The sequence below is a fragment of the Psychrobacter sp. TWP2-1-2 genome (assembly GCF_049896785.1).
GTDB lineage: Bacteria > Pseudomonadota > Gammaproteobacteria > Pseudomonadales > Moraxellaceae > Psychrobacter.
The window spans coordinates 282,318-309,270 of record NZ_JAFCVA010000003.1; the positions used below are offsets into that span (position 1 = coordinate 282,318).

General features: G+C 42.7%; 23 protein-coding genes and 1 other RNA gene. 16 read left to right on the plus strand and 8 right to left on the minus strand.

Annotation, left to right across the window (positions count from 1 at the left end):
• Positions 1 to 19: 19 nt before the first annotated feature.
• Entirely contained in the window at positions 20 to 535 is a 516-nt protein-coding gene (locus ACP7AE_RS04735; RefSeq protein ID WP_045446977.1) for a peptidylprolyl isomerase, read from the minus strand.
• 273 nt (positions 536 to 808) lie between these two features.
• Here ACP7AE_RS04735 and ACP7AE_RS04740 point away from each other — a divergent pair, with 273 nt between their 5' ends.
• The 6 genes from ACP7AE_RS04740 to ACP7AE_RS04765 all read left to right on the plus strand — a co-directional run bounded on the left by ACP7AE_RS04740 (position 809) and on the right by ACP7AE_RS04765 (position 6,520).
• Positions 809 to 2,548 carry a glutamine--tRNA ligase/YqeY domain fusion protein gene (locus tag ACP7AE_RS04740; RefSeq protein WP_426241658.1) on the plus strand — a complete coding sequence of 580 codons (1,740 nt, stop codon included), beginning with the start codon at positions 809 to 811 and terminating at the stop codon, positions 2,546 to 2,548.
• 146 nt (positions 2,549 to 2,694) lie between these two features.
• Positions 2,695 to 3,456, plus strand: a complete 762-nt coding sequence (locus ACP7AE_RS04745; protein WP_426241660.1) for a phospholipase D family protein — start codon at positions 2,695 to 2,697, stop codon at positions 3,454 to 3,456.
• 240 nt (positions 3,457 to 3,696) lie between these two features.
• On the plus strand, positions 3,697 to 4,335 hold the full coding sequence (locus ACP7AE_RS04750; protein ID WP_045446971.1) for a peroxiredoxin: 639 nt from the start codon (positions 3,697 to 3,699) through the stop codon (positions 4,333 to 4,335).
• Positions 4,336 to 4,569: 234 nt separating this feature from the next.
• On the plus strand, positions 4,570 to 5,232 hold the full coding sequence (locus tag ACP7AE_RS04755; protein WP_060491527.1) for a glutathione S-transferase family protein: 663 nt from the start codon (positions 4,570 to 4,572) through the stop codon (positions 5,230 to 5,232).
• Positions 5,233 to 5,526: 294 nt separating this feature from the next.
• Positions 5,527 to 6,219, plus strand: coding sequence for an META domain-containing protein (locus ACP7AE_RS04760; RefSeq protein WP_426241662.1), 693 nt, complete (start codon positions 5,527 to 5,529; stop codon positions 6,217 to 6,219).
• A gap of 40 nt (positions 6,220 to 6,259) precedes the next feature.
• Entirely contained in the window at positions 6,260 to 6,520 is a 261-nt protein-coding gene (locus ACP7AE_RS04765; RefSeq protein ID WP_426241664.1) for a DUF4377 domain-containing protein, read from the plus strand.
• Positions 6,521 to 6,649: 129 nt separating this feature from the next.
• Here the strand turns inward: ACP7AE_RS04765 and ruvC are convergent, their stop codons facing one another.
• Positions 6,650 to 7,234, minus strand: coding sequence for a crossover junction endodeoxyribonuclease RuvC (gene ruvC, locus ACP7AE_RS04770; RefSeq protein ID WP_045446965.1), 585 nt, complete (start codon positions 7,232 to 7,234; stop codon positions 6,650 to 6,652).
• Between the two features lie 259 nt (positions 7,235 to 7,493).
• On the opposite strand from ruvC, the gene ACP7AE_RS04775 reads away from it, so the two are divergent.
• Positions 7,494 to 8,114, plus strand: a complete 621-nt coding sequence (locus ACP7AE_RS04775; RefSeq protein ID WP_055123798.1) for an FxsA family protein — start codon at positions 7,494 to 7,496, stop codon at positions 8,112 to 8,114.
• Between the two features lie 133 nt (positions 8,115 to 8,247).
• Here the strand turns inward: ACP7AE_RS04775 and ssrS are convergent.
• Positions 8,248 to 8,443, minus strand: a non-coding RNA gene (gene ssrS / locus ACP7AE_RS04780) — 6S RNA.
• A 260-nt stretch (positions 8,444 to 8,703) separates the two neighbouring features.
• Between ssrS and gpmI the strand changes: the two genes are divergently transcribed.
• Together gpmI and ACP7AE_RS04790 are read left to right on the plus strand one after the other, a co-directional pair.
• Positions 8,704 to 10,362, plus strand: a complete 1,659-nt coding sequence (gene gpmI, locus ACP7AE_RS04785; RefSeq protein ID WP_404643708.1) for a 2,3-bisphosphoglycerate-independent phosphoglycerate mutase — start codon at positions 8,704 to 8,706, stop codon at positions 10,360 to 10,362.
• A gap of 352 nt (positions 10,363 to 10,714) precedes the next feature.
• The gene (locus ACP7AE_RS04790) at positions 10,715 to 12,217 is read left to right on the plus strand and encodes a S41 family peptidase (RefSeq protein ID WP_426241667.1); all 1,503 of its coding nucleotides are present in this window, start codon (positions 10,715 to 10,717) and stop codon (positions 12,215 to 12,217) included.
• Between the two features lie 78 nt (positions 12,218 to 12,295).
• Here ACP7AE_RS04790 and ACP7AE_RS04795 read toward each other — a convergent pair whose 3' ends face one another.
• The 3 genes from ACP7AE_RS04795 to ACP7AE_RS04805 form a co-directional block, all read right to left on the minus strand.
• The gene (locus ACP7AE_RS04795; protein ID WP_426241669.1) at positions 12,296 to 14,008 is read right to left on the minus strand and encodes a sigma 54-interacting transcriptional regulator; all 1,713 of its coding nucleotides are present in this window, start codon (positions 14,006 to 14,008) and stop codon (positions 12,296 to 12,298) included.
• Between the two features lie 100 nt (positions 14,009 to 14,108).
• Entirely contained in the window at positions 14,109 to 15,902 is a 1,794-nt protein-coding gene (locus tag ACP7AE_RS04800) for a sensor histidine kinase (RefSeq protein ID WP_201540059.1), read from the minus strand.
• Positions 15,903 to 16,085: 183 nt separating this feature from the next.
• A complete protein-coding gene (locus tag ACP7AE_RS04805; protein WP_055123802.1) occupies positions 16,086 to 16,721 on the minus strand; it encodes a response regulator in 636 nt (211 codons plus the stop codon).
• Between the two features lie 427 nt (positions 16,722 to 17,148).
• Here ACP7AE_RS04805 and ACP7AE_RS04810 point away from each other — a divergent pair, with 427 nt between their 5' ends.
• Complete coding sequence (locus ACP7AE_RS04810; RefSeq protein ID WP_045451193.1) at positions 17,149 to 18,237, plus strand: serine hydrolase; 1,089 nt, start codon at positions 17,149 to 17,151, stop codon at positions 18,235 to 18,237.
• Positions 18,238 to 18,408: 171 nt separating this feature from the next.
• Positions 18,409 to 19,077, plus strand: coding sequence for a thiamine phosphate synthase (locus tag ACP7AE_RS04815; protein ID WP_201540060.1), 669 nt, complete (start codon positions 18,409 to 18,411; stop codon positions 19,075 to 19,077).
• A gap of 48 nt (positions 19,078 to 19,125) precedes the next feature.
• Here ACP7AE_RS04815 and ACP7AE_RS04820 read toward each other — a convergent pair whose 3' ends face one another.
• Positions 19,126 to 19,455 carry a TraR/DksA family transcriptional regulator gene (locus ACP7AE_RS04820; RefSeq protein ID WP_426241672.1) on the minus strand — a complete coding sequence of 110 codons (330 nt, stop codon included), beginning with the start codon at positions 19,453 to 19,455 and terminating at the stop codon, positions 19,126 to 19,128.
• A 355-nt stretch (positions 19,456 to 19,810) separates the two neighbouring features.
• Here ACP7AE_RS04820 and ACP7AE_RS04825 point away from each other — a divergent pair, with 355 nt between their 5' ends.
• The 5 genes from ACP7AE_RS04825 (at position 19,811) to ruvB (ending at position 25,333) form a co-directional block, all read left to right on the plus strand.
• Positions 19,811 to 21,025 carry a phosphoglycerate kinase gene (locus ACP7AE_RS04825; protein WP_426241674.1) on the plus strand — a complete coding sequence of 405 codons (1,215 nt, stop codon included), beginning with the start codon at positions 19,811 to 19,813 and terminating at the stop codon, positions 21,023 to 21,025.
• 259 nt (positions 21,026 to 21,284) lie between these two features.
• Positions 21,285 to 21,671 (plus strand): hypothetical protein, encoded by a 387-nt coding sequence (locus tag ACP7AE_RS04830; protein WP_426241676.1) that lies wholly within the window; start codon positions 21,285 to 21,287, stop codon positions 21,669 to 21,671.
• 555 nt (positions 21,672 to 22,226) lie between these two features.
• Positions 22,227 to 23,264 (plus strand): class II fructose-bisphosphate aldolase, encoded by a 1,038-nt coding sequence (gene fba, locus ACP7AE_RS04835; protein ID WP_045446949.1) that lies wholly within the window; start codon positions 22,227 to 22,229, stop codon positions 23,262 to 23,264.
• Positions 23,265 to 23,357: 93 nt separating this feature from the next.
• The gene (gene ruvA, locus ACP7AE_RS04840; RefSeq protein WP_426241678.1) at positions 23,358 to 23,978 is read left to right on the plus strand and encodes a Holliday junction branch migration protein RuvA; all 621 of its coding nucleotides are present in this window, start codon (positions 23,358 to 23,360) and stop codon (positions 23,976 to 23,978) included.
• A gap of 374 nt (positions 23,979 to 24,352) precedes the next feature.
• The gene (ruvB, locus tag ACP7AE_RS04845) at positions 24,353 to 25,333 is read left to right on the plus strand and encodes a Holliday junction branch migration DNA helicase RuvB (RefSeq protein ID WP_045447074.1); all 981 of its coding nucleotides are present in this window, start codon (positions 24,353 to 24,355) and stop codon (positions 25,331 to 25,333) included.
• 92 nt (positions 25,334 to 25,425) lie between these two features.
• Here the strand turns inward: ruvB and ACP7AE_RS04850 are convergent, their stop codons facing one another.
• On the minus strand, positions 25,426 to 26,841 hold the full coding sequence (locus tag ACP7AE_RS04850; protein ID WP_201540064.1) for an FAD-binding oxidoreductase: 1,416 nt from the start codon (positions 26,839 to 26,841) through the stop codon (positions 25,426 to 25,428).
• Positions 26,842 to 26,953 lie beyond the last annotated feature (112 nt).

A 26,953-nucleotide genomic window follows, 5' to 3' on the forward strand; every position in this document is an offset into this window, starting at 1 on the left:
GACAGTTATTTAGTAGCAGTTACTTAGTAATAATAGTCGCTGAGTTGATAACTACTGGCTCTTTTGGCACATCAGCATGCATGCCGAAACGACCAGTAGGTACGCCGCGCATTTTTTCAATCACGTCCATACCGCTTGTTACTTTTCCAAATACGGTGTAGCCCCAACCTTGCATGTTTTTGCCAGAATGGTTTAGGAAATCGTTGTCTTTTACGTTAACGAAAAACTGGCTGGTTGCTGAATGCGGATCTTGCGTACGCGCCATCGCAATCGTACCAGCGTCGTTTTTTAGACCGTTGTCTGCTTCGTTTTCAACTGGTGCATTGGTCGCTTTTTCATTCATTTCAGCGTCCATTCCGCCACCTTGAATCATAAAGCCGTCAATGATGCGATGGAAAATCGTACCGTCATAATGACCAGATTTTACATAGTTTAAAAAGTTTTCAACGGTTTTTGGTGCTTTTTCTTCATTGAGTTCGATAACGATCGCACCCATATTGGTGTCTAGTTCTACTACTGGTGGCATGTCTACCATGTGATATTCCTCTTTGATTGCAGCGCCTAAAATGACGCTGTTAAGTGGTGGCTAAAAAGTTGGTGATTAAAAAGTTATGGCTAGTCTAACGGCTTTTTTATCTCGTGTCATGTATCAGGCTGTTAATGCGTTCGCAAAAGCTGATAGAATAACGCAACTTTAGCTTTTTATTATCATTTTTAATAACTTGTTTTTAATGATTTGGTTTGAATTTTCCATGCTGCGTGATGGCACGTAGCATGAACTGACAATTTGCGTTAGGAGCAATGCCCGATGAGTGAGCACTCAAGCAACAATGCACAAAAAGACGAACAAAAAAACGATTTTATTCGCAATATCATTCGTGACGATGTCAAGGCGCAAAAATACCCACAAATCGTGACGCGCTTTCCGCCAGAGCCAAACGGTTACTTGCACTTGGGGCACGTAAAATCTATCTGCCTAAACTTTGGCGTGGCCGAAGAGTTTGGTGGTGTTTGTAACCTACGTTTTGACGACACCAACCCAACCGCAGAAAAGCAAGACTTCATCGATAATATCGAAAATGATGTCAAATGGCTTGGATTTGAGTGGGCAGGAGAGGCGCACCATGCGTCAGGCTACTTTGACCAACTTCATGCTTGGGCGATTCAGCTTATCAAACAAGGCGACGCTTATGTAGACTTGCAATCGCCTGAGCAAATTAAAGAAAACCGAGGCTCATTCAATGAGGCAGGCACAGCGTCACCACATCGTTCTGCCAGTGTTGAAGAAAACTTGACCCTCTTTGATGACATGAAAGAAGGCAAGTTTGCGGAAGGAAAAGCCGTGTTGCGCGCCAAGATTGATATGGCAAGCCCAAACATGAATATGCGTGACCCTGTCATCTATCGCGTCATGCATCAAGCGCATCACCAAACGGGTGATAAATGGTGTATCTATCCGATGTATGATTTTGCCCATCCGCTCTCTGATGCACTCGAAGGCATTACCCATTCATTGTGTACGCTGGAATTTGAAGATCATCGTCCATTTTATGATTGGGTCATTGACAAAATTGGCTTTGATGTACCACCGCACCAGTATGAATTTAGCCGCTTAAATGTCGATCATACCTTGACCAGCAAGCGTAAGCTTAAACAGTTGGTTGACGAAAATATCGTTAGCGGTTGGGATGATCCGCGTATGCCGACGATCGCTGGCATGCGTCGCCGTGGTTATACACCAGAGGGTTTACGTGATTTCTGTGAGCGTGTTGGTGTAACCAAAGTAGACAGCGTCGTTGACTTTCGCTTATTAGAATTTAGTATTCGCCAATCATTAGAGACGACCACAGGTCGTGGTATGGGGGTACTTAAGCCATTAAAAGTGACCATTACCAACTTTGCCGAAGCGGTCAGCAGTTGGGAGTCGCAAAAGGCTGATAGCGTCAACGCGCGCTTTGATGATGCTTCGCAAACCTTATGGCTGACGCAGCCAAATCATCCTAATGTCGATATGGGCGAGCGTGAAATTCCATTCACCGAGACTCTCTATATCGATCAAGGCGATTACGAGATTGAGCCGCCAGTAGGGTATAAGCGTCTATCACCAGAAAAGCCAGAAATTCGTCTGCGTAACACCTATGTGTTGGCAGTGACCGAACATGTACTAGATGACGCAGGTAATGTCGTTGAACTAAAAGCGACGATTGATCCGGCGACTTTGGGTCAAAATCCTGAAGGTCGTAAGGTTAAAGGCGTGATTCATTGGGTATCAGCTAGCCAAGGCATCCCAGCAACGGTGCGCATGTATGAGCAGTTATTTAGTGTCGAAGACCCAAGTGGCGTCGCTGACGTCCATCAAGCATTGAATCCTAACTCGTTGACTGAACTCAATGCCGTGGTGGAACCGTCATTGGTGAATGCGGACGCTGGCACACGCTTCCAGTTTGAGCGTGAAGGTTACTTTATCTCTGATAGCGAAGACCATAGCACTGACAAACCAGTCTTTAACCAAATCGTCAGCTTGCGTGACAGCTATAAGCCAGCTTAATTTATCACTATTAGCGGCATTAGCGCTTATTTGAAAAGCTACTGAACAATAGTAGTTTGCAAGCCTGCCCATTTCTAGTACGCTAGGGATGGGCTTTTTTGTGCATGATTATAAAGTGATTAATCGTAAGATTTGAGGAAATAATAATGGCAAAATTTTTAAACAGCAGTGGCACGACTTACCATTTAGAAGAATTGATTAAAAATGCGTCTGATAGGTTGATTATCATTAGTCCCTATTTAAAGCTGAATGAGCGTATTAAAGAGTTGCTAGAAGATCGTAATCGTCTCAAAATTGATATTAGAATCGTTTATGGCAAGAATGATTTGCACCCAGAAGAAATAAACTGGCTCAAAAATCTGACTTTTATTCGCACCAGCTTTTGCAAAAATTTGCATGCAAAGTGCTATCTAAATGAAAACGAATGCATCATTACCAGTTTGAACCTTTATGAATTTAGCCAAGTCAATAATAATGAAATGGGCGTGCTGATTTATCGTAATGAAGATGCCAAACTATATGCCGATACTTATGAGGAGGCACAGCGCATTATTCGTATCAGCGATGAAGTGCGCATGTCGCTTGAAAAAGTGACCGAATCTGATGGTAGGACTGATAATACTGCTACTGCCAGTCATACAATGCCCAGCAATAATGCTAATACAACGGTCGCACCTACTGCTACAGAAGCGGCAACGCCTAATTACTCTAAATTAACGACGGCGAAACTTGCCAAAGAGCTGGGTTTTAAGACCCAAGAGTTAAATGATAAGTTACTTGCAGCGGGATATTTACAAGAGCAAGAAGGTGAGCTTACATTAACAGATGCTGGGCGTGCAGCAGGTGGCACCAGTAAAAAAGGTAAATTCGGTGATTTTTGTTTGTGGGATTCTGGGATGGTGATTTGATTCATTCGTTAAGTCTATGCTAAATTACTTAGTAATAAACAGAATAACCGCATTACAATCCTTCACAAGACAGTCATAACCAGTTTGCTAAGATAAAATAGAATTTTTGCTGACGTGCTTTGAGTAATTGTGTAATATCTGACAGAGCACGTTGATAATAAGAAGTACGTTGATAATAATAGAGCGCGTGAATATCTTTGGATATTAGTGCTCATCACTAACATAGCTAAGGAATTAAGCATGGCACATTTACGTTTAGGCGATACCGCACCGAATTTTGACGCTGCAACCACAGAGGGTAATATCAATTTCCACGAGTGGGCAGGCGATAATTGGGTCGTTTTTTTCTCCCATCCAGCTGATTTTACGCCAGTATGTACGACTGAGCTTGGCCGTGCTGCGGCACTGAATGGCGAATTTCAAAAGCGTGGCGTCAAGCCAATCTGTATCTCTGTTGATGGTATCGATGACCATCATGCGTGGGCAAAAGACATTGGTGAGACGCAAGGTACTGAGCTAAATTTTCCAATCATTGCTGATCCGAACAAAGAAGTCGCTGAGCTATATGACATGATGCATCCAAATGCAGATAGCACGCATACAGTACGCAGTGTCTTCATTATTGATCCAAATAAAAAAATCCGCTTAACGCTGACTTATCCTGCAAGCTGTGGTCGTAATTTTGACGAGATTATCCGTGTCATTGATGCTCTGCAACTGTCTGATGAATATAATATTGCGACGCCAGTTGACTGGAAAGACGGTGATGATGTCATCATTCCACCAAGTGTCAAAAACGAAGATATCGCTGCCAAATATCCAAAAGGTTATACAGAAATTAAGCCTTATTTACGTACCACGCCTGCACCCAATAAATAAGTAGCATGATTGGATGAATGAAATGAAGCCTCATGACGTAACGTTGTGGGGCTTTTTGTTGTTGAGTCTCTGATCAAAAAAGCAAGCCTAATAAGGCTTTGCTATGATGAGCAGAGTAGGATATAACTGTTGTATAAAGAATCGCCAGTCTTCATCTATCATCAACAGCGTAATAACCATAATAAAACCAGATAGCGTTGAGTCGCTTTTGTCCAATCTTACAAGGAGTTTGCCATGAAAAAACTATACGTCACTCGTACCGCGCCCAATCCACGTAAAGCCCTTATTTTGTTAGCATCAAAAGGCATCGATGTCGATGATATGGATGATGTGGACGTGATTGATATTGATTTTGCTGCCAATGAGCAAATGTCAGACAAGTTCACCAAAATAAATCCAATGCAGACCGTGCCAGTTCTAACATTAGGTGATGGTACAGTACTCAATGATTCGCAGGCTGTATGTGAGTATCTCGACCGTGTCTATGGTGAGCGTTCGGTGATGGGTAATGATGTGATACAACGTGCGCAAGTGTGCGCTATGCGCCGCATTGCTGAGTTTGAGGTATTATATAATTTTATGCTGGCTTTTCAACACAGCCATCCGTCCAAAGCCCAACGCGTTGAGCAAGTCCCAGAGTTCGTCGCGCCATCTGTTGCCCGCGCTGTTAAAGCCCTTGCTTATTTTGAAAATATTTTAGAAGGTCGTGAGTATTTGGTCGGTGAACAATTAAGCTTTGCTGATATCGTCCTATATCTCGGTTTGGATTTTGGTAAAGTCCTTAACGTAAATCCGAATGAGCAGGGCGAAAATCTTGCGCGTTTTTATCAAATGATGAATGAGCGTTTCAGTATTAAAAATATGGCAAAAGCCAAAATTGCTCATACAAACGAGTAAGACTAGCGCGAAAAATTAAAAATGCGACATCATTGATGGTCTTGAATAATTGATACAATTTTCAATTGTCTGAGACCATTGATTTTTTATGGTACCTTTAAATATCAGAATAGCAGTTACGATGAATCCATAAAAATAAACACTTTGTTACAACCATGGTAATCAACGGCGCTATAGTGGTGAATTGTGACGCTTTATTAAAGTGGATATCATCAGCCCCTTGTTGTTAAATATTTAACCTGATTTTTTAAATACTTTGACTTAAAAAAGGGATAACCACAAGGTATGACTGCTATGATCTCATCTGTTAAAAAACGGCCAATTCGATTCACTTTACTACCAAGTTTGTTGGCACTAAGCTTGGTAGTAAGTGCCTGCCAAGATGCTTCTTTACCCAATGAAAGTGACGTACAAGAAGGCACTCAGACAAGCGCTGATGCAATAAATGGTGATGGCATAGAGATGAACGCTGATGCAGTAACGGATGATACTCAGATGGATAAGATGAGCGATGAAGAGAAAATGATTGCCAATCTTTCACGTTATCGTTGGACATTGATGTCTGTAATGGACAAAGGCGCACCGCCATTAAACATGCTGACGGATATTAAAGACCAAGTGCGTTTGTCTTTTAATCAATACCAAGGTGAGAATACGTTAAGTTATAGCGTTGGCTGTAATACCATGAGCGCTGGCTACCAATTGCAAGGTCACACTTTGATTATTGAAGAGGGTATGAGTACGAAAATGTCTTGTGGTGAGCTCGATAAGGCTGAAAATAGTTTAAGTCAGCTGATGCAAGGTGAAAGTCAGTTAACATTAGTGAAAGCTAGCAGTACTGGAGATGGCGACGCCAAAGACAACAACTCTAACGGTGATAGTCTCAAGAGTGATAAGCCAATATTAACCCAAGTTACCAGTGATGGAGCAACGTTGATTTGGGAAGGTAGGCTTACCTCACAAGCCAAGTATAATAGTCAAGTATAATAGTAAAGGTGAGACCGTATTCTGGGCGGTAAGCTCGAAAATGATACCTTGCGCCGATAATGGCTCAGAGATGTGTCTACAAGCGAGACCCATTACCTATGATGACCAAGGTATTAAAAAGAGCGAAGGCAAGTGGGCAGTCTTTACGGGTGAAATCGATGGTTATCAGCATGATGGCATGCACGATGAAGTATTACGTCTACAGCGTTACCCATTAGACAGTGACGATAGCAATAGTACAGAAGGTGAAGAATATGCTTATGTGTTGGATGCAGTGATTGAAAGTGCCGTCGCAGAGTAGTCGGTTTAAGCCGTTGCATTTTTAGAGTAAAGCGATTTTATAGTAAAGTGATAGTGTAAATAACTTAGACAGTTCGAAAAACACGCGCTATTTAGACGCGTGTTTTTTATGCTTGTGTTATAAGCGTTCTTAACGCAAATTGCCTAAATCTTCTTCTGTCAAACGCCAGCGACCTTTTTTCTTAGATGCACCGCGCCCACGCATGGCGCTGTTTAATATTAATTTATTCATGGAATGGCTTGAATGCGCATGACAGATGGCGCAGGCAAGACCATCGGCGGCATCTTGCTGTGGCACGACATCCAAAGATAGTATGCGGCAGACCATCTCTTGCACTTGCTCTTTTGCCGCTGCACCATAACCGCAAACGGCTTGCTTAATCTGGCGAGCGGTATATTCCGATACTTCTAAATCTAGAGCAACCATGGCGGCAATAGCAGCACCTCGCGCTTGCCCAAGTTTCAACGCTGAGTCTGGATTTTCAGCCATAAACACTTGCTCAATAGCTGTATAAATAGGCTCATCTGCATATTTCAAATGATGCTGTGTGATGCGCGTTAAGCCATTAAAAATCCGCTTTAGACGTTCAGGCATCTCTTTGGTGTCGGTACGTATAGTACCTGCATCGATATAGGTGAGTTTGTCGCCTGTTTGCTGCACGATGCCATAACCGGTCATGCGCGAACCAGGATCAATTCCAATAATAATTGCCATAATATCCCATCTTGCTTACATTTTATTTTATATTCAATCCTATATAAATCAGATACGGTGTCAGACTCGCTCAGCCTACTACTCGTAGTACTTTTACTCATCTTCCTTGTATCCAAATTATATTGTACCGACTATATGGCTTAAAAATCAGCCTTAAGTTTGATAGTATAGCAATCAATCCCCATATACATCATATGTTAGCCATCTTAATTTGCATGGCGCTCAATTTATTGGTTTTTATTTTATAGGACGACACTTTATGGGTCAGATAGTTGGTATTGCCATTGTTTGGTTTATTATCGAGATGCTACTTTGGTATTTGCTTGCTCAGTTTATGAGTGGTTGGTGGGTATTTATGTGGTTTATTATCGCCGCAGTCATCGGTATCTCCCTCTTGCGTAAAGGGATGGCTGCCCTCAATCCAATGGCGCAGCAAATGAAAGCAGGTGGCATGATGAACCCATCAATGCGTCCGCAAGAATCAACCATGATGAAAAGTGTGGCCATGGCAGCGGCTGGTATTTTGCTACTCATTCCAGGTGTGCTGAGCGATTTGCTCGCATTATTGGTGATATTGCCACCCGTGCAAAAGAAGCTCAAAGACTTTGCTAATAATTATGTCATGAATAATCAGCAAAAAATGATGGAAATGATGGCCAAGCAAATGGGTGGACAGATGGGCGGCGGACAAAATCCGTTTGGTGGCATGGGTGGTCAAAACCCATTCGGCGGCGCAGGTGGTATGAATAATCAAAATCCATTCGGTCAACAACAAAACCCGTTTGGTGATGGGTTTAAACAGCATACAACGATTGATGGGACAGCAAAAACCATTCCCAAGGATGTGAAAAAAATCACCAAATCTGCCAATGATGAATAGTAGAATTAATCGGCAAGCATAGAAAAAGCCCCTTTTATCATTGATAAAAGGGGCTTTTTAATGGTTATTACTAAGTCTTTATGAAGTGATAAGTAAACCTACCGAATATAAATAAAATAATAATTAACCGAATAGAACAACCGAAGTGCCGCTGTAAGATGGTGACCCATGAACCGTGAAGTTCAGGGCGGATGCGTCACTGCCTCTGCAGGTTTCCTGATACACCGCAAGCGGTGCAGGCATACACAATGAAGCAATAGGTACCACATCCTGGTAAAGCATTATCGGCTCAGGGAATAAACATCTACTAGCCAACACTTCAGAATATAATTATCTTAACGAATGGTTTGAATGATTGCAAGTATGATTTACAGATTGATACGTAGATTTAGAGATTGGTATTATTGCTATTAAGTTTTAACCGCCTTTTCTACTGATAGATGTGTTTTAAATAAGTATGTTTTAAACGCTTAAGAGTGGGCGTAAAATGACGATTTTTCAGCTATTTTAAGATGTGTGTTAATATAGAGGGCTTTAAACATCCTAATATAGCATTATAGGCGTTCATTCACTTGAGGAGCGGTAATCCATGACCAATACCCAGCAACAATCAGCATTTATCGATGATAATCAGGCTCAGCTCAATAGTAAGCAGGATGGCGATCAAAATAAAAAAGTGCCGCATGTCTTAATGATATTAGATGGTTTTGGGCATCGTGAAGACGATAAGGATAATGCGATTGCTGCCGCCAATATGCCAAATTTGGATAGGATTTATCAGCAATATCCGCATGGATTGATATCTGCTTCTGGAGAAGATGTTGGTTTGCCAGATGGGCAGTTTGGGAATTCAGAGGTTGGGCACATGAACTTAGGCGCGGGTCGCGTTCTGTATCAAGATTCGACTCGTATCTCAAGTGAAGTAGCCAATCGTGAATTTTATAAAAACGAAGCTTTAGTCAATGCAGTAAAAGCCGCGAACGAGTTGGGTGGTAACGTCCATATCATGGGTTTGCTGTCAGATGGTGGTGTACATTCGCATCAAGATCACATAGAAGCGATGTGCCACTCGGCGTTAGTGCACGGCGCTAAAAATGTCTTTGTTCATTGTTTTTTAGACGGACGCGACACCCCACCTAAATCGGCTGATAAGTATATTAATCGTCTGCGGGATCATATCAATAAGCTTAATGCTCATTATGAAGGCGGCCGCGTACAGATTGCCAGTATCATTGGGCGCTATTATGCAATGGATCGTGACAATCGCTGGGATCGCGTCCAAAAAGCCTATGAGCTTATCACTGAAGGTAAAGCCGATCGTCTGTCTACGCGTGCAGATGGTGCAGTACAAGCTGCTTATAAGGCACGTGAGACCGATGAGTTTATCAATCCAACGGTAGTGATTGGCCGTGATGAAGTGCCTTATACCGTTGATGACAATGACGCGCTTATCTTTATGAACTTCCGTGCTGACCGTGCCCGTGAGCTGGCGCAAGCCTTTGTATTACCAGATCATGAGTTTTCAGGGTTTGCCCGCAATAAGCAGCCAAAACTTGCGGCATTTGTGATGCTGACCAAATATTCTGACGTTTTAGCAGACAATCCCAAAACTAGCGTTGCTTATTATCCCACGTCGTTGACCAATACACTTGGCGAGTATTTGCAAGACAATGGTAAAACTCAGCTGCGTATCGCTGAAACTGAAAAATACGCGCATGTGACGTTTTTCTTTAGCGGTGGTCGTGAAGAAGAGTATGAGGGCGAGACACGTATTCTCGTACCCTCTCCAGATGTGGCGACTTATGATCTGAAACCAGAGATGAGTGCGCCTGAAGTGACTGATAAATTAGTGGCTGCCATTGAATCAGGCAAATATGACGTGTTAATTGTCAACTATGCCAATGGTGATATGGTAGGTCATACAGGGATTTTTGATGCGGCCGTAAAAGCAGTAGAGGCACTAGATGTCTGTGTTGGCCGCATCGAGTCAGCGGTACGCGCTGCTGGCGGTGATATGCTTATCACGGCAGATCATGGCAACTGTGAGCAGATGCAAGATTACGAAAGTGGTCAAGTACATACTCAACATACCACTGAACATGTACCGCTCATTTACGTGGGTGAGAAAAAGCTACAAGTACGTAGTCGTGGTAAGTTGAGCGATGTCGCACCGACTATTTTGGCGCTGATGGATATTGAGCAGCCTGCTGAAATGACGGGCGAAAGCTTACTGGTTCCAGCGTTGTAAGTTAGGCATTTAATACTATTATATTGACAACTTACTAGCGTTGTTAGAAGTAATAGAAAGGGGAGAGATATTTATTGTCTCTCCTTTTTTTGATTTGTTTTTTAAGAGATATTTGGCTGACTTTATTTATCTTTAAATGTTTGAATAGTGAGAAAAATAAGGGCAAGCATGATATTTAGCCTGCTAAACAAACTTGACACCGCTACTCATTATTTGATGAAATCATATTAGTTATCGTGAATGTTACTTGCAATACTCTCCTAGTCTTAGACTGGCTCTTGATGCTATCTTATGAGATAAATATTCATCCATATATCTATAAAAATAATTCTATTATTAAACGAGTTCTCTTATGCGTTCTATTTATTTTATGCGCTTACCAGTGACGAAGCGATTGGGCAAACAAGCAATGAAGGTATTCACTGCGCCGACTATGTTTAAACCTGCATTGATGATAGGTCTGCTTGGGCTCAGCACTGCTAATATGTATGCACAAGCAGCGAAGTCACCAGCTAATGCGACCATCAATAATCCCACCGCCAGCCTACAACTGATTAGCTTAAATACCGATGAGATAGCCACAGAAGATGACACTAATAATTTATCAGATGTCGCTGATATGCTTGAGTCGGCCGACCAAGTTGACGATTCGATAGACAGTGTCGCAGATGAGAGTGCCTTGACCGATGACACGAATGAGATTGATGTCAGTATTCCACCTGAGGTTGCGCAAGTATCATTGAATGCCATTTCTCCAGAAACGCTCAAGACGTTTGTTGCGGTAGTGGATTTGGTGCGCCGTGAATATGTAGATGCGGTCAACGATGAAGAGCTGTTCAATAATGCGTTGAGTGGTATGTTGACTAATCTAGATAGTCATGCTGAATTTTTAGATGCTGAGGCTTATGAAAACCTGCGTGCCTTTACCGAAGGTGATGTGGGTGATGTCGGTATTAAAGTCAATTATCAGCCTACAGATGGCTATTGGGTGATTACAGAGGTTATTGATGCATCGCCTGCAGATAAAAAGGGCATTGCGGTTGGCGATTATTTACATCAAGTCGGTGATTTCAAGCTTGATGAAGATAAAGAAAGTAACGATATCGAGCAACTTTTGACAGGGATTGCGGGGACGCAAGTAGATGTGGTCACCTCAAAAGCTGGTCGCCGCAAACATACCACGACCTTGCAGCGTAATAACAGCCACCCTCAAACGGTTGAGGCAAGTCTCATGGACGGTATCGCTGTTATCAAGTTACCTGCCTTTCAAAATAATAGCCGTGAAAAACTCTTGGAGGGCTTGATAGATCTAGACGCACCTATCACAGGTATTCTGCTAGATATGCGTGATAATCCAGGCGGGGTGCTCACGTCGGCGGTGAGCGTGGCCAGTTTGTTTATGAGCGACACTGATGTGGTACAAGTAAAGGGTCGTCAAAGTGACACGCGTACGCTATCCACTCAAGGTCTGGCGATACTTGAATCATTGCCAGTGGTGGTACTGCAGAATCGCTATTCTGCATCAGCGGCAGAGGTTCTGGCCAGCAGCTTGCAGGCGCAAAAGCGTGCCACGATTGTTGGTGAAGTCAGCTATGGCAAAGGGTCGGTACAGTCGGTTATCCCACTGAATGATGAGCAGGCTGTCAAACTAACGGTCGCCAACTACATGACAGCGTCAGGTAATAAGATCGATGGAATTGGTGTAGAGCCTGACATGACTTTGTCAGGTAGTGAAAGTACATGGGAGCAGCAAGCGCTCGCTTTACTAAAAACAAAAGCCCTTGATTCGGGCATTCGTTTTGTCCGAAAACCTGCCAAAGAGGATAAAGCGATGGCAGGCAATAAGGTTCAATAAAGCTCGTTTAAAGACAGGCTAGCGCGATATATTAACGTTAAAATATCATCATTTGTCGTTATTCAAAAATAGCGAATGCTATGACTCAAATTGATCCTCAGCTATCTCTAGTTTTTTCATGCGATAGCGCAAAGAGCGAAAAGTGGTGCCTAGTAGTTCAGCGGCTTGGGTTTTATTCCAAGCAGTTTGTTTTAGTGCGGTAATAATCAACTGTTTTTCTTGTTCTTGTAGGTAATGCTCTAACCCTTGAGATGGCAGTTGGCCATCCTCTAATTCGCTTAGAATTGTTTTTTCATCACGTCCTTGCAGAATAGATTGATGAGTGGCAGATTCTTTATGATTATGACGGGGTGTATGGTTTGAGCTTTCAGCATGATTACTTGCCGAGCGTTGTATCATAGAAGGGTAGTGCTGAGCATTAGTACGATAAGGGTGCAAATTGGTCGTCACTTGCTTGGCTTGTGGCGCTATGGTCTCATCCATGGATTGAATGATTTTTTCTCTACTTTCTATCGATTGAGCGACCATTTGATTGTTTATTTGACGTTCAGGATGTTGAGTTTTATCAATAACTGCTGGCTCACTCTGATCTTGAGAGGCTGCACGGTGATGAGTCATATCAATATCAGGCAAACCCAAATGGCTGATGTCAATGTACGGCGTCTCTGCTAGGGTGACGGCACGTTCAAGGACGTTACGTAGTTCACGGACATTGCCCGCAAAGTTATGATCTTGCAAACGCTCACAAGCCTCGATGGTAAGTGTTGGAGGGTTCTCTAACTGCCATTCATCAGCAATTAATGCTAAAAAGTGCTTTGCTAATACAGGAATGTCATCACGACGCGCATTGAGCGTTGGCAGTTTTAATTCAATCACATTGATACGGTAGTATAAATCTTGTCGAAATGCCCCATCCTGTACCAGTTGGTTTAAATTTTTGTGGGTGGCGGACAAGATACGAATATCTACAGGAACCTCTTTGGTATCACCAATGGCTCTCACCGTTTTCTCTTGAATGGCACGCAGTAGTTTTACCTGCATGGCCAAAGGCAAGTCTGCTACCTCGTCTAAAAATAACGTGCCGCCATTGGCCTGTTGAAACAGCCCTTGCTTGTCAGCGACAGCCCCTGTAAAACTACCTTTTTTATGACCAAAAAACTCTGATTCCATTAGCTCTGATGGTATTGCGCCACAGTTTACTGGCACAAAGCTACCATCACGGCGTGGGCTTAAATCATGAATCAATCGGGCAACCACTTCTTTACCAGTACCCGAAGCACCTGACAAAAATACAGGTGCTTGTGAGCGTGCCAATTTTAAAATAGTATTTTTCAGCGGATGCATCACCGCAGAATCACCAATGAGTCTACTGTCTAACAGTTTTTGTTCAGGTGAGCATTCAGCTGTGGTTTTTGCTTCATTATCTTGATGAATAACTTTTAAAGCATTTTCCACCAGTTGACGTAGGCGCGGTAACTCAAGAGGTTTATTCACAAAGTCGAAAGCACCAAGCTTCAATGCCTCAATGGCGAGATCCATACTGCCATGAGCAGTAATAACGGCAATGGGGGTACTAGAGCTATTGCTGATTTCTTTTACTAACTCTAGTCCTGACCCATCAGGCAGCTTTAAATCGGTCAGGCAAAAATCGTAATCATTGTCTTGCCAGTATGATCTTGCTTGCGACAGAGTATATGCTACATCACTTTTAATGCCCATTTTGGTCAAAGTAATTTGCATCAATCGGCACAGATCCACTTCGTCATCAACGACTAGCGCGGTTGTTATCATACATCATCTCATCGTATTCAATAGCTATAAAATGGTAAAAACCAAGAGGCCTTAATGGCAAAGTATTCTATGTAATGTTAATACTTGGTAACGTTAATATTTATAAAATAGTGGTATTAACATTATGTTCAGTTTTATTTACATAAGTATCAGCGCCAATAGCAGGTGCTATCAAGCGAAAACAGGTTTTTTCATGTTCAGGAATATAAAGCAAACGAGTTTGGTTGGCCTCACAAAAAGCTTGTGATAGATACAGTCCCAAGCCTGTCCCTGCTTGGTCTGTCGTAAAAAATGGATTGAACAAATGTTCTAAGTCTTTGGTACTAACCCCACGACCAGCATCCAAGATATCAATTATAACATCGTTATCCGCACAATAAATCTCGATTTCCACATAGGCATGAGGGTGGGCGTAGCTACTGTAGCGCAAGCCATTGTTAATTAAATTGATTAAGACTTGCTCTAGTTGATGCGTGTCGAATGATATGGTCGGTTGTGTTTTTACGTGTAGAAAAACATCGTGTCCTTGAAAGTAGTTCTCTAAAAATGTTGGCATCCAGTCTGCCAGTATAATCGCTTGCTGGTTTGCGGTTTGCTGGCGAGACAATTTTAGTACATCTTCGATAATGCGATTCACGCGTTTTGTTTGTGAAAATATCATTTGATAAAGCTCATGATTCGCTGCCATATCATCATTTGAGATGGTCGCCGTTATCGTATTATCTGCCGTATCGACTTCTAGATTGGCTTCTATAACATCTTCCATTAATAATTGGCTGGCTTGTGATATCGCTGCCAAAGGATTCCTTATTTCATGGGCGATGCTCGCCGTCAATTGCCCTAAAGAAGCCAGTTTCAATTGTTGGGCGCTGGCTTGCTCGCGGCGTAAATCCTCTAACATTATCAATTTACTGGCATCTTTCAATGGAATAATTTGTACGCGCAGTTTACCGAATATGGAAGCGTTTGCGACTGCAGGCAAATCATAAATAAAGGTGCGTGATTGGCCTGCCGCTACTGACAAACAGGCTTTAAATAGCTGCGTGTGTTGTTGACCAAGCTGCTGCTGAAAGTTAGATAAGAGTGCACTGCGAGTATTGTTCCGAGTATCTTTTGTATCAATAGAAGTGTTGTGCAATGATGCGGAAGGGGTGGGCGAAAGGCTAAGTAATTGGTGAGCGGCAAGGTTTGCTAAAACGATATGCTGTTTATCGATGACGATGACACCATTAACCATTTGCGTGATGACTTCTTGGTTGATGACGTTTAATCGTTCAACTTCTTTAGCGTGACTCGCTGCTACTTTCTCAAGTTGTACCAAACGCTGTGAGATGGACCAGCTCAAACCACCAACCGCCAAAAAGCTGGCTGACATGAGCAATGCGTCCCCTAAATTTGCTAAGCTCATGCTATTAGCAATGGCATAAAAGAATTGCTGATAAATGACAAAAATAATAGCGAGTAGGGTAATAATTAAGGCTTGTGAGCCGTGTAGCAACATAAAACTCGCTGCGACCACCACCATATATAGCATGGTCAACTGTAAGTCAGGCGCACCCGCTGTATATAGCAATAAGCTTAATATAATGACGTCTAATACTAAACCAAAGGCTAACTGTCGCCGCATTTGCTGATTAACGACATAAAACAAGCCAAGTAAAATAAGGCTAAGCAGGAAATAAAAGCTAAGCGTTGTTTGTTGTAAAAAGCTTGGTAGAGAGAGGCTGTTGTCAGAGTGAGCGGTGATATACACCATCAGTAGAGAAAACAGACTAACAGCAAAGCGGTAACTGCTATAAATAAGCCCCAACCTGCGCAATTGAGGTAGAGATAGCGTGTCATCACGATGCAAATAGTGAGTAACAGCAGAGACGATATTAGTAGCAGGCTTCATAGATTGACCGCAATAAGGGAACAGTTGCTGGGGCGTGTCCTCATTTTAAAATAGAGATAAATTACAATCAAGCAAGAAAAATATCGCCATTAATATCGGGATATTTGACGATACTTGATAAAATTTAGCCATTTTCAGACCATGTAGATGTCCTCAATTGAATTGAGGACACGCCCTAATGAGTTATGGCTGAATTAGACCATGACGAATGGCCAGATGTGTTAACTTCACATCGCTATCAACCCCAACTTTTTCATAAATACGATAGCGATAAGTGTTGATGGTTTTGACACTCACAAATAGCTGATCAGCGATTTGCTGCGGGCTTTGACAGTTAACGACCATCATTGCCACCTGTTTTTCGCGATCACTCAGTAAGTCAAAAGGTGAGTTGGCATTATCTGACAGCAAAACATCAGCCAGTTGCTCAGCGACATCTTGGCTAAAATAACGACCACCTTGATAGATTTTTTTGACAGCGCGAATCATCTCATCGAGCGGCGTGCCCTTCGTAATATAGCCATTGACCCCCGCTTTGATAAGCATAGAAGGGTAAGGCTGCGCTGACATACTGCTGACGGCCAATATTTTGATACCCATATCCAGCTGAATTAAGCGTTTGGTTGCTTCAAGCCCACCAATATTAGGCATATTGACATCAAGCAAAACCACATCAGGGCGCAATTGTTTGGCCAATTTGATGGCCATGTCACCGCTGTCCGCTTCGCCGATTACTTCGATATCGATACTATCTGACAACATGCGGCTAATACCCATTCTCACCAAATCATGATCATCTACTACCAGTACTTTAATCATAACGATACTCTTTGTTGTTTGTCAGAATGAAGGCTTTTATTGACGCTAAATGACAAAAAATAAAATCATTAGAGTCGTTTTTTTAGTTTTTGAAAAAAATAAAATATTGCTAATCTTTTAGATAGATACCATTGTTTAATATAACAAAAAACGAATAATTACAGTGTTCAAAGTTAAGATATATTGCTGCAATGTGAGTCAATGTTTCTGTAATATAAAGTGGTTGTAGTAAAATTTGAATTACACCAAAATAAATTATTAAATCAGCTTGATACATTAAACTTAAATGCAAACCATGATACACTAAAAATACAAAAACTCTATACGAGTACTTATAAACCCATTCATAAACGCTACGTACGTTGTTGCTATTGGTTAGTATGTAACTGATTCTCTAATTAACAACATCGTGACAGCAGGAGGCATAATGAAGCAACTACCATTAACCAAACAGCAATTAATCGCTGCTATGATTTCGTTGAGTTTGGGCAGTGTTGCACAAGCGGCACTTACTATTAATGGTAGCGCTGACACTAGCTCTAGTGCTCGCATGAGTTGGGGCGGTGCCGATAGTTTGTCTGAAGCACGCAATATTATGTACAAATCTAAAGGCTCAGCTATCAAGAAAGTTGATAGTGGCAATGGTACGACCAGTATCACCAACGCCAATAGCTTCGGTAGTAGTAATAACAGTTACAATAGCAGTAATAGCTACAATACAACGTATCGTGGCTCATTTGGTAGCAGTAACATGATACCGATCAGCACTGATTCGCGTAGTGTTGCGGTCATCGATGCTGAAACGGGCGAATCTATTTATGAAAAAGATGCTGACATTGCACGTCCAATGGCCAGTATCTCTAAAGTGATGACGGCCATGGTCGTATTGGATGCTGGTCTCGATATGCGTGAAGAGCTCACACTCGATCCAGAAGATTTCGTCGGCCCTAAGCGAGCCAGCTCTAACCTTAAATCAGGCGATCGTTTAAATCGTGCTGAGATGTTGCTCATGGCATTGATGAAATCAGAAAATCCAGCAGCAAAGAGTTTAGCGCGTAATTATCCAGGTGGCTATACTGCCTTTATACGTGCCATGAATCGTAAAGCTCAAGATCTGGGTATGACCACGGCGTTCTTTGGTGATCCAACGGGTCTTGATAAGCGCAACGTCGCTTCATCAAATGACTTGGTTAAAATGGTTCGCGCGGCGGGTAACTATGACGTAATTCGTCGTTTCTCGACCACCAAGAGCTATGACTTTTATGTTTCTAACTACTCAAGTGGTAACCGTACTTATAAAGCCAATAATACCAGTAGCTTGGTTCGTGCCGGTGATTATCCAATTGGTATCTCAAAAACAGGTTTCATCAATGAAGCTGGTCGTTGTGTGGTCATGGAAACGCGTGTGAATAACCGCCCAGCAATTATCGTCATCTTAGGAGCAAACAGCTCAGCCACACGTTGGGGTGATGCCAAAAATATTCTAAACAGTTTAGCGACACGCCGCACGGTATAACTTTACTGTTTTAGCATTTATAAAAAGGCTGTTATTCGATATAACAGCCTTTTTATTGTGTTGAATTTAAGGTGTGTCTTCAATTTAATCAATGGACTTCTACAAGGGCTAAAAATTTATCTCATTTTTATCTCCATTTTTAAAATGAGGACACACTCTAGGAAAAATAACATGACTCAAATATCGACTGTTATATCAGCGCCAAAGCTATATTTACTGACCAATGACGATGAGTTTGCGCTGCTGTATCGCAAATTAGAAGCAGCACTAGCAACAGGATTCATTGCGCTGTTACAAATTCGTCGCAAGCAGATATTGGCGCTACCTGATGGTGAGTCTCGTCTATACGAAGAGGCTAGACAAATAGTTGAGTTGGCGAAAGCGTACAACGTACCAGTCGTCATCAATGACAATATTAAACTGGCTGCCAAGCTCGGCGTTGGTGTGCATTTGGGTCAACAAGATGGCGAAGTTGCCGATGCTAAGCACGAACTACAACCAAACCAAGTGATCGGACGCACTTGTCATGGCAAGATAGAACTGGTTGAAGAAGCAAAAAATGAGGGCGTAAGCTATGCCGCTATGGGTGCGATTTTTACCTCAAATACAAAACCTAACGCCAATATTATCTCGCGCCAGCAGCTTATAGATGGCTGTCAGCAAAATATAGCGATATGTGTCATCGGTGGCTTGACGGCAGAAAATGTCACCGAGCTGGCAGGTTTGCCCATTACTTACGTGGCGGTCGTTGGGGATATTATGGATTTGCCCGTGGATCAAATCGCTGTGCGCTGTCAACAGTGGCAGCAGGCATTCTCTCAATGGAAAATGCCTACTTGATCACTAGAAATTTAATTTAGAATGGCTGTCTTAGAGTAAAATGAGTCGTTATTCAGCGTGTTCCATACATAGGGTAGCGTAAGGCAGAGCTTGTAAGCGCTGTTCTTCAATTTGCTCACCGCAGACTTCACATTTACCATAAGTCCCGTTTTCAATGCGGCTTAGTGCATTTTCGACATAGATCAAACTTTGACGGGCTTCAACCATCAAATTTGTACGCATGTCGTTTTGACGATAAGAGATGGCTTGGTCTTCCCAATGCTCATTGAGGTCGTCTTGCGGGTTTTGGATATGATCTTCGATTTTATCGATACGAGTCTCATATTCTTCTTTAAGTGTCAGTAGGTTTTGTTTGGTAGCTTGAAGGTCGATACTCATTGGGTTCTCCTAATGGGTTATTTTTATTGTAGGTATTATTTATTATCAGTGCTAATAGTATCTTAAACAGCCTTATTACTAAGTGCCACCACGAAATGTTACTGATTTTTATTAAAATTTAGCCATTTGTCTTATTTTTATCCCCATTTTCAAAATGAGGACACGCCCGAGTAAAATTTAATAGTGCGTTCTTTATGAGCACTTGCTAGAAAACTGCTAGAATACACCGCCTCAAATTCTTGCTTGGTTACTTTTATAAAGCCAAAGCCAAGAGCAGCCGATTTGATAAATATTTTCAGCAATGAGTAAAAAGCCAACCGATAGATTAACAAGAGATGATGCATAGGAGCAGGTAATGAATTTTTTGCGTATGAGTGAGCTGAGCTTAACGGATAAAGTGGTGTTGATTCGTGAAGATCTCAATGTGCCTATTAAAAACGGTAAAGTCGCCAGTGATGCACGCCTGCAAGCCAGTTTGCCTACGATTAAGATGGCGTTAGAAAAAGGCGCGGCCGTTATAGTTTGTTCTCACTTAGGTCGTCCAACTGAAGGCAGTCCTGAGTCGATATATTCGCTAGCACCAGTTGCTGAGTATTTAAGCGATAAATTAGCCACAGAGTTATCAAAGCCCGTTAGCTTAAACAATGACTACCTTACAGAGGGCGTGGAAATTAAAGCAGGCGAGGTCGTGCTATTAGAAAACGTGCGCTTTAATCAGGGCGAAAAGAAAAACGATGCGGATTTAGCACAGAAGTACGCTGACTTATGCGATGTATTCGTGATGGATGCATTTGGCACCGCACATCGTGCGCAGGCCTCAACAGAAGGCGTTACCCAAGCTATGCATCGAGCAGGAAAAACAGCTTGTGCAGGACCTTTATTGGCGGCTGAGCTTGATGCGTTAAGCTTGGCACTTGAAACCCCAGCACAGCCAATGTTGGCAATCGTTGGTGGTTCAAAAGTATCGACAAAGCTAGAAGTGCTGCACAGTTTGTCTGAATTATGCTCGCAGATTATCGTTGGTGGTGGTATTGCGAATACCTTCCTAGCCGCGCAAGGTCATAGCGTTGGTGCATCACTTTATGAAGCGGACTTGGTTGAGACAGCTCGTGACATTATGACTAAGACTGAAATTTTATTACCTGAATATGTTGTCGTTGCTGATAAAAATGAGATTGATTTTGCTGACTTCACAGGCTCATTACAACAAGCCACTGCGACCATCAAATCTGTCGATGCGATTGGCGAAAATGACATGATATTGGATATCGCTCCAAAAAGTGCTAAGCAATTAGCGGATGCTATTATCAACGCAAAAACCATTTTATGGAATGGTCCAGTCGGTGTTTTTGAAGTCGATGCTTTTGGTCAGGGCACACAAATCATAGCAAATGCCGTTAAAAACAGCGAAGGATTTTCGATCGCTGGTGGTGGTGATACGCTTGCTGCAATTGATAAATATCAAGTGGCAGATGGCGTTAGCTACATGTCAACAGGTGGTGGCGCATTTTTAGAGTTTGTAGAAGGCAAGGTATTGCCTGCGGTTGCTGCTCTACAGATTGATGCGTAACGCTTTAACGATATTTAGCAGATGAGTAACATTAGCCGTACAATTTAGCCTCACCATCTCATGTACGCTGTATCAATAATATTTTGGCTACTATTCTTATCTTATTGTTTTAAGAGAAATAAGAGTCAGTGGCCACTCATTATTATTAAGTAGTAATTATTTGTTTCTATACTGAAAATTATGATTGCATGTCTAATTTGCACTCTATAAAATAGCGCAAATCATGTATTTGACATGCTTTATTTATGAGGGATTTATTATGTTAAAACGCCATTTATTACTTGCTAGCTTACTTGCTGGTACTTTTGCAATCACTGCATGTAGCCAACAAACAGAAGAGAACGCCGAAGCTGCTGTTGAGTCTGCTGGTGATGATGTTGCTGCTAACGCTGATACTGCCGCTGCTGAAACAGAAGCCGCTGCTGCTGAAGCTGAAGTTGCTGCAAAAGATGCTGGTACTGAAGTTGCCGAAGGCGCTGAAACTGCCGGTGTTGCTGCTACAGATGCACTAAAAAATACTGGTGAAGCAGTTGTGGTAGGCGCAAATGAAGCCGTTGCCAAAACTGCTGAAGTGGTTGCCGATGGCGCATCTGCTGTTGAGAATAAAGCCAGTGAAAACGCAGTAGAAGCAGAACAACAGTACTAATCATCAATACATAAGCAACTGAAGCTAAGCCATTGATCTACTAATTTATCGATTAATGAATATCTTATTAAGCTGTTGGTTGCAGGTATTGATTGCTGTATAAGCCCTCAAAATATTTAAAAAGCTTTGGTGATAGCCAAGGCTTTTTTGTATTTAAAATCATAATCTAGAGGTTAGGGTGTGTCCTCATTTTTAGCGCATTTAAATATCCATTGATTGAATTGAGGGCAGGCCTTAGTCAGTCAAAAATATGGTGCACAAGGTTTATCCGTTTTTTCAATAAGCTGCGTATCATATGGAACTTATCAAGTTCCTTTATAAAACTCGCTATCATTCTGTTTTATGAATCAAGCAAAGAAAGAAATAGTCGGTTAACCGCTACGAAGCGCTGGCAATTTTTGCTATAATCACGGCGTAATAATTACGATCAAAAAACACTGGTTTTTTGCTGGTCTGGCTATTATCAGGCTAGGGTTTTAGGGCAATTGTTGCAACATCGTATTTTTAAGAATGATTTCTTAATATCATATTCAAAATTTAATCAGAGAGCGTCTTATGGCTTTAATATCGTTACGTCAACTTCTAGATCATGCCGCCGAAAATAACTACGGTGTCCCTGCTTACAATGTCAATAATTTAGAGCAGATGCGTGCAATCATGATGGCAGCCGACGCCTGTGATTCTCCTGTTATCGTACAGGCTAGTGCTGGCGCACGCAGTTATGCAGGCTCTGCATTTTTGCGTCATCTGATTATTGCTGCTATCGAAGAGTGGCCACATATTCCAGTCGTTATGCATCAAGATCACGGTATGTCACCAGCGATTTGCCAACGCTCAATTCAGCTTGGCTTTTCATCAGTGATGATGGACGGCTCGCTCGGTGAAGACGGTAAAACGCCAATGGATTATGATTACAATGCCAGCGTGACTCGCGAAGTTGTCAAGATGGCACACGCGTGCGGTGTTTCAGTAGAAGGTGAAATTGGCTGTCTAGGTAGTCTTGAGACTGGTATGGCTGGTGAAGAAGACGGCTCTGGCGCAGAAGGCGTCTTAGATCACGAGCAGCTATTGACCAGTGCTGATGAAGCAGAACAGTTCGTTAAAGACACCAACGTCGATGCGTTAGCCATTGCTATCGGTACCAGTCATGGTGCGTATAAATTCACCCGTCCACCGACAGGCGACATTCTATCGATTGAGCGTGTCAAAGAGATTCATGCCCGTATTCCTAACACCCATCTGGTCATGCATGGCTCGTCATCAGTGCCGCAAGAGTGGCTAAAAGTTATCAATGAAAATGGTGGCAACATCGGTGAGACTTATGGTGTACCGGTTGAGCAAATCGTTGAAGCGATTAAGCATGGTGTGCGTAAAGTAAATATCGATACCGATTTACGTTTGGCATCAACGGGCGCTATTCGTAAATTCCTTGCAGAAAACCCGAGTGAATTTGACCCACGTAAATACTTCAAAGCCTCTATGGTTGCGATGTCAGATATCTGTACCAATCGTTTCGAAGCCTTTGGTTCTGCGGGTCAGGCACATAAAATTCGTCCGATCAGTCTTGAAGGTATGGTCGATTTTTATAAATAAGCGTGTCGGTGAGATATGCTTATTTAATAGCATTTATCATTAAATAGCAGCTCAGTTCATTTTTTATATCAGCTCTAATAAAGGTAGTGGATTATGATTGGATTGATTAGTGGTCAAGTGCAGTATTTGATGGCACCGACTGCCTGTGTCATGACTACCTCTGGTGTCGGCTACGACATAGAGCTGCCGCTACCGTCATTTTGCCAGTTGCGTCTCAATGAGCAGGCGAGTATTTGGACGCATTTTCATGTACGTGAAGATGCGCAGCTGCTTTATGGTTTTATCGATCGCAAAGAGCGTGACGTCTTTCGGCAATTGATCAAGATCAATGGCGTTGGCGCAAAAATGGCGTTAGCAATGCTATCTGCGATGTCAGCAGCTGAGCTCAAAATGAATGTCGAGCAGGATTCAGAGATAGCCTTGACTCGTATTCCAGGCATCGGTAAAAAAACGGCGCAACGTCTGCTGATTGAACTAAAAGATAAGCTGAAAAATATTGAAGTGGATAATAGCAATTTAGAGTTCGATATTCAGCCTACTGAGATTTCAGCCGAAGACAATATCATCGCTGAAGTAGAAGGCGCTCTGATTAGTTTGGGCTATAAAGATAAAGAAGCTCAGCAAGCGATTAAAGCCGCTAAGAGTAACGGTGATATCTTTGTCGATACGCAAGGATTGTTAAAAGCCACACTGCAACAGTTGTCAGGATTTTGATTCATTCAGCTCACTACTATTAGGGCGTGTCCTCAATTCAATCGATTATCCTCTAAATGGGCTAACAATGGCTAAATTTTGCCAAACATCGTCAAATAGCTTATCACTATCTCGATATTATTTGCGCTACTTTCCTTGTTTGACGGCAATTTATCTCATTTTTATCTCCATTTTTAAAATGAGGACACGCCCTAATAAGTATCAATAAATCTTAAACAGATAAGCGACATTCATTGTCGCTTATTTTCGTTTTAGGCTGTGCTTTATTTAGTCGCTGCTTTATGATGTTTTGCATGACTTATACGTAGCGTTTGGTTATGCTATTTACACCTATTCTTTAAAAATAATGATTTAATATAATGATAAAACCTATGATGCAAGATCGTTTGATTAATCCATTCGAAGGGGCAGGCGATGCGCCTGATTCTAATATTCGACCGGCATTACTGGCTGAATATATCGGTCAGCCGGTGGTGCGTGAGCAGATGGAGGTGTTTATTGGCGCGGCACGTGGTCGGGGCGAGGCATTAGATCATACTTTGATTTTTGGTCCGCCCGGTCTTGGAAAAACGACGCTTGCCAATATTATTGCTCGTGAAATGGGTGGTAACTTGCGTTCTACCTCAGGACCTGTGCTTGAGCGCCCCGGTGATTTGGCAGCCATGCTGACCAATCTAGAAGAGGGTGATGTACTATTTATCGACGAAATTCATCGATTGAGTTCCGTTATTGAAGAGATACTGTACCCCGCCATGGAAGACTTTCAACTGGATATTATGATTGGTGAAGGACCTGCGGCACGCTCTATCAAGCTTGATTTGCCGCCTTTTACCTTAGTTGCGGCAACCACGCGAGCAGGCTTGTTAACGTCGCCACTCCGTGATCGTTTTGGTATTGTGCAGCGGCTCGAATTCTATAATATCGCTGATTTGACCACAATTGTGAGTCGTGCCGCACGCTTGATGCGTGTACCGATGAGTGAAGATGGTGCGGTGGAGATTGCTCGCCGCGCGCGTGGTACGCCAAGGATTGCCAATCGTTTATTACGCCGTGTACGTGATTATGCTGAAGTGAGAGGCGACGGTAGTATCAATGGCGCGATTGCTGGCAGTGCGCTCGATATGCTGGCAGTTGATAGACGTGGTCTTGATCATTTGGACAGACGTTATATTGAGATATTGCACGAACGCTTTGATGGCGGTCCAGCTGGCGTTGAAGCGGTAGCAGCAGCAATGGCTGAAGATCGCGGTACACTTGAGGATGTGATTGAGCCATACCTTATTCAGCAAGGCTATGTATTACGTACCGCTCGTGGACGTGTACTGACCCAAATGGCAATTGACCAGATGTTATGAAATTAGCCTAAAAAATGCGCCTACGTTTAACTAGAGTATTAAACGTAGGCGCATTTTTTAGGCTTTGATTTCTTATAAGCAATATTCAACAGTTAAACAGTGGGTAAAGGCTCAGGCCATATTTTACCTGGATTTAAGATATTTTTAGGGTCAAGGGCTGATTTAATCGCTTGCATAAGCACTAAGGCATTACCGTGCTCTTGCTGCATATATTTTTGTTTGCCTTGCCCGATGCCATGCTCACCTGTACAAGTGCCATTCATCTCAATAGCGCGGGTAGCTAAGCGGTTAATAATGCCGTCAGCGGTAGCAACTTCTTCAGGGTTATCGGTATCGACCAATAACAAAACATGAAAATTACCATCGCCGACGTGACCGACGATAGGTCCAATCATACCTGACGCTTCGATATCTTTTGCTGTTGCACTGACGCATTCTGCTAATCGTGAAATTGGCACGCAGGCATCGGTCGATAAGGCGCTGGCTTCAGGACGTAGAGCAGAGCTGGCATGATAAGCGTTATGCCGTGCTTGCCACAGACGCTTGCGCTCGGCTTCATTGGTGTCCCAAGCGAAGTCACGACCGCCGAATTCTTCGATAATATCTGTAAACATTTGAGCTTGTTCAGCGACGCTGGCATCTGTGCCATGAAACTCTACAAATAGGGTAGGCGTCTCATCCAGATCAAGATTGGCATATTGATTACAGGCTTTAATTTGCATGGCATCAAGTAGCTCAATGCGCGCAATCGGCAAGCACATTTGAATGGTCAGCATCACTGCCTGACAGGCATCCTCAATCGTTGGGAAATGGCAAATACCGCTACCAATACATTCGCTGATGCCGAATAGTTTAAGCGTCACCTCAGTAACAATGCCAAGTGTCCCCTCTGAGCCGATCATTAATCTCGTCAAGTCATAACCCGCTGCAGATTTTTTGGCACGGGTACCAGTGCGGACAATCTCTCCACTCGCGGTGACTATCTCAAGCGCGAGTACCACATCTTTCATCGTGCCATAACGTACCGCATTGGTGCCTGAAGCGCGAGTGGCGACCATACCGCCGATACTGGCATTGGCACCCGGATCTATTGGAAAAAATAGTCCAGTATCACGTAAGTAGTGATTGAGCTGCTCACGTGTGACGCCTGGTTGTACGGTCACTGTCAGATCTTCATTATGTACCTGCAATATTGCATCCATCGCATGCATATCGATGCATAATCCGCCATAAGGCGCATTTAATTGCCCTTCTAAGGATGAGCCAATACCAAATGCAATCACTGGCATTTGATACTGATTGCAAATCTCCACCGCAGTTGCTACCTCGTGCTTATCTGTTACTGTCAAGACGGCATCGGGTGGCTGATTGGCAAGCCACGTCATCGTATGCCCATGCTGCTCACGTACCATTATATTTGTAGTAAGTTGTTTACCGAAACGGGTTTGTAAGGCAGCAATAGCATCACTGTGGTCTTTTTTAGCACTTGATATTTTAGAGGTAGACATGGGTGACTCCTATACAGAGTGTCTTTTTTACCGAGCCAATGAGAAATGAGGCAATGTAAAAGCTAAGCTCTCACTCACTTTAAATGTCGCTAGAAAGCAATGAAAGTGAGTG

Coding starts and splice junctions, on each gene's coding strand:
- ACP7AE_RS04735 (WP_045446977.1), bottom strand. CDS start 535: ATGGTAGACATGCCACCAGTAGTAGAACTAGACACCAATATGGGTGCG.
- ACP7AE_RS04740 (WP_426241658.1), top strand. CDS start 809: ATGAGTGAGCACTCAAGCAACAATGCACAAAAAGACGAACAAAAAAAC.
- ACP7AE_RS04745 (WP_426241660.1), top strand. CDS start 2,695: ATGGCAAAATTTTTAAACAGCAGTGGCACGACTTACCATTTAGAAGAA.
- ACP7AE_RS04750 (WP_045446971.1), top strand. CDS start 3,697: ATGGCACATTTACGTTTAGGCGATACCGCACCGAATTTTGACGCTGCA.
- ACP7AE_RS04755 (WP_060491527.1), top strand. CDS start 4,570: ATGAAAAAACTATACGTCACTCGTACCGCGCCCAATCCACGTAAAGCC.
- ACP7AE_RS04760 (WP_426241662.1), top strand. CDS start 5,527: ATGATCTCATCTGTTAAAAAACGGCCAATTCGATTCACTTTACTACCA.
- ACP7AE_RS04765 (WP_426241664.1), top strand. CDS start 6,260: ATGATACCTTGCGCCGATAATGGCTCAGAGATGTGTCTACAAGCGAGA.
- ruvC (WP_045446965.1), bottom strand. CDS start 7,234: ATGGCAATTATTATTGGAATTGATCCTGGTTCGCGCATGACCGGTTAT.
- ACP7AE_RS04775 (WP_055123798.1), top strand. CDS start 7,494: ATGGGTCAGATAGTTGGTATTGCCATTGTTTGGTTTATTATCGAGATG.
- gpmI (WP_404643708.1), top strand. CDS start 8,704: ATGACCAATACCCAGCAACAATCAGCATTTATCGATGATAATCAGGCT.
- ACP7AE_RS04790 (WP_426241667.1), top strand. CDS start 10,715: ATGCGTTCTATTTATTTTATGCGCTTACCAGTGACGAAGCGATTGGGC.
- ACP7AE_RS04795 (WP_426241669.1), bottom strand. CDS start 14,008: ATGATAACAACCGCGCTAGTCGTTGATGACGAAGTGGATCTGTGCCGA.
- ACP7AE_RS04800 (WP_201540059.1), bottom strand. CDS start 15,902: ATGAAGCCTGCTACTAATATCGTCTCTGCTGTTACTCACTATTTGCAT.
- ACP7AE_RS04805 (WP_055123802.1), bottom strand. CDS start 16,721: ATGATTAAAGTACTGGTAGTAGATGATCATGATTTGGTGAGAATGGGT.
- ACP7AE_RS04810 (WP_045451193.1), top strand. CDS start 17,149: ATGAAGCAACTACCATTAACCAAACAGCAATTAATCGCTGCTATGATT.
- ACP7AE_RS04815 (WP_201540060.1), top strand. CDS start 18,409: ATGACTCAAATATCGACTGTTATATCAGCGCCAAAGCTATATTTACTG.
- ACP7AE_RS04820 (WP_426241672.1), bottom strand. CDS start 19,455: ATGAGTATCGACCTTCAAGCTACCAAACAAAACCTACTGACACTTAAA.
- ACP7AE_RS04825 (WP_426241674.1), top strand. CDS start 19,811: ATGAATTTTTTGCGTATGAGTGAGCTGAGCTTAACGGATAAAGTGGTG.
- ACP7AE_RS04830 (WP_426241676.1), top strand. CDS start 21,285: ATGTTAAAACGCCATTTATTACTTGCTAGCTTACTTGCTGGTACTTTT.
- fba (WP_045446949.1), top strand. CDS start 22,227: ATGGCTTTAATATCGTTACGTCAACTTCTAGATCATGCCGCCGAAAAT.
- ruvA (WP_426241678.1), top strand. CDS start 23,358: ATGATTGGATTGATTAGTGGTCAAGTGCAGTATTTGATGGCACCGACT.
- ruvB (WP_045447074.1), top strand. CDS start 24,353: ATGCAAGATCGTTTGATTAATCCATTCGAAGGGGCAGGCGATGCGCCT.
- ACP7AE_RS04850 (WP_201540064.1), bottom strand. CDS start 26,841: ATGTCTACCTCTAAAATATCAAGTGCTAAAAAAGACCACAGTGATGCT.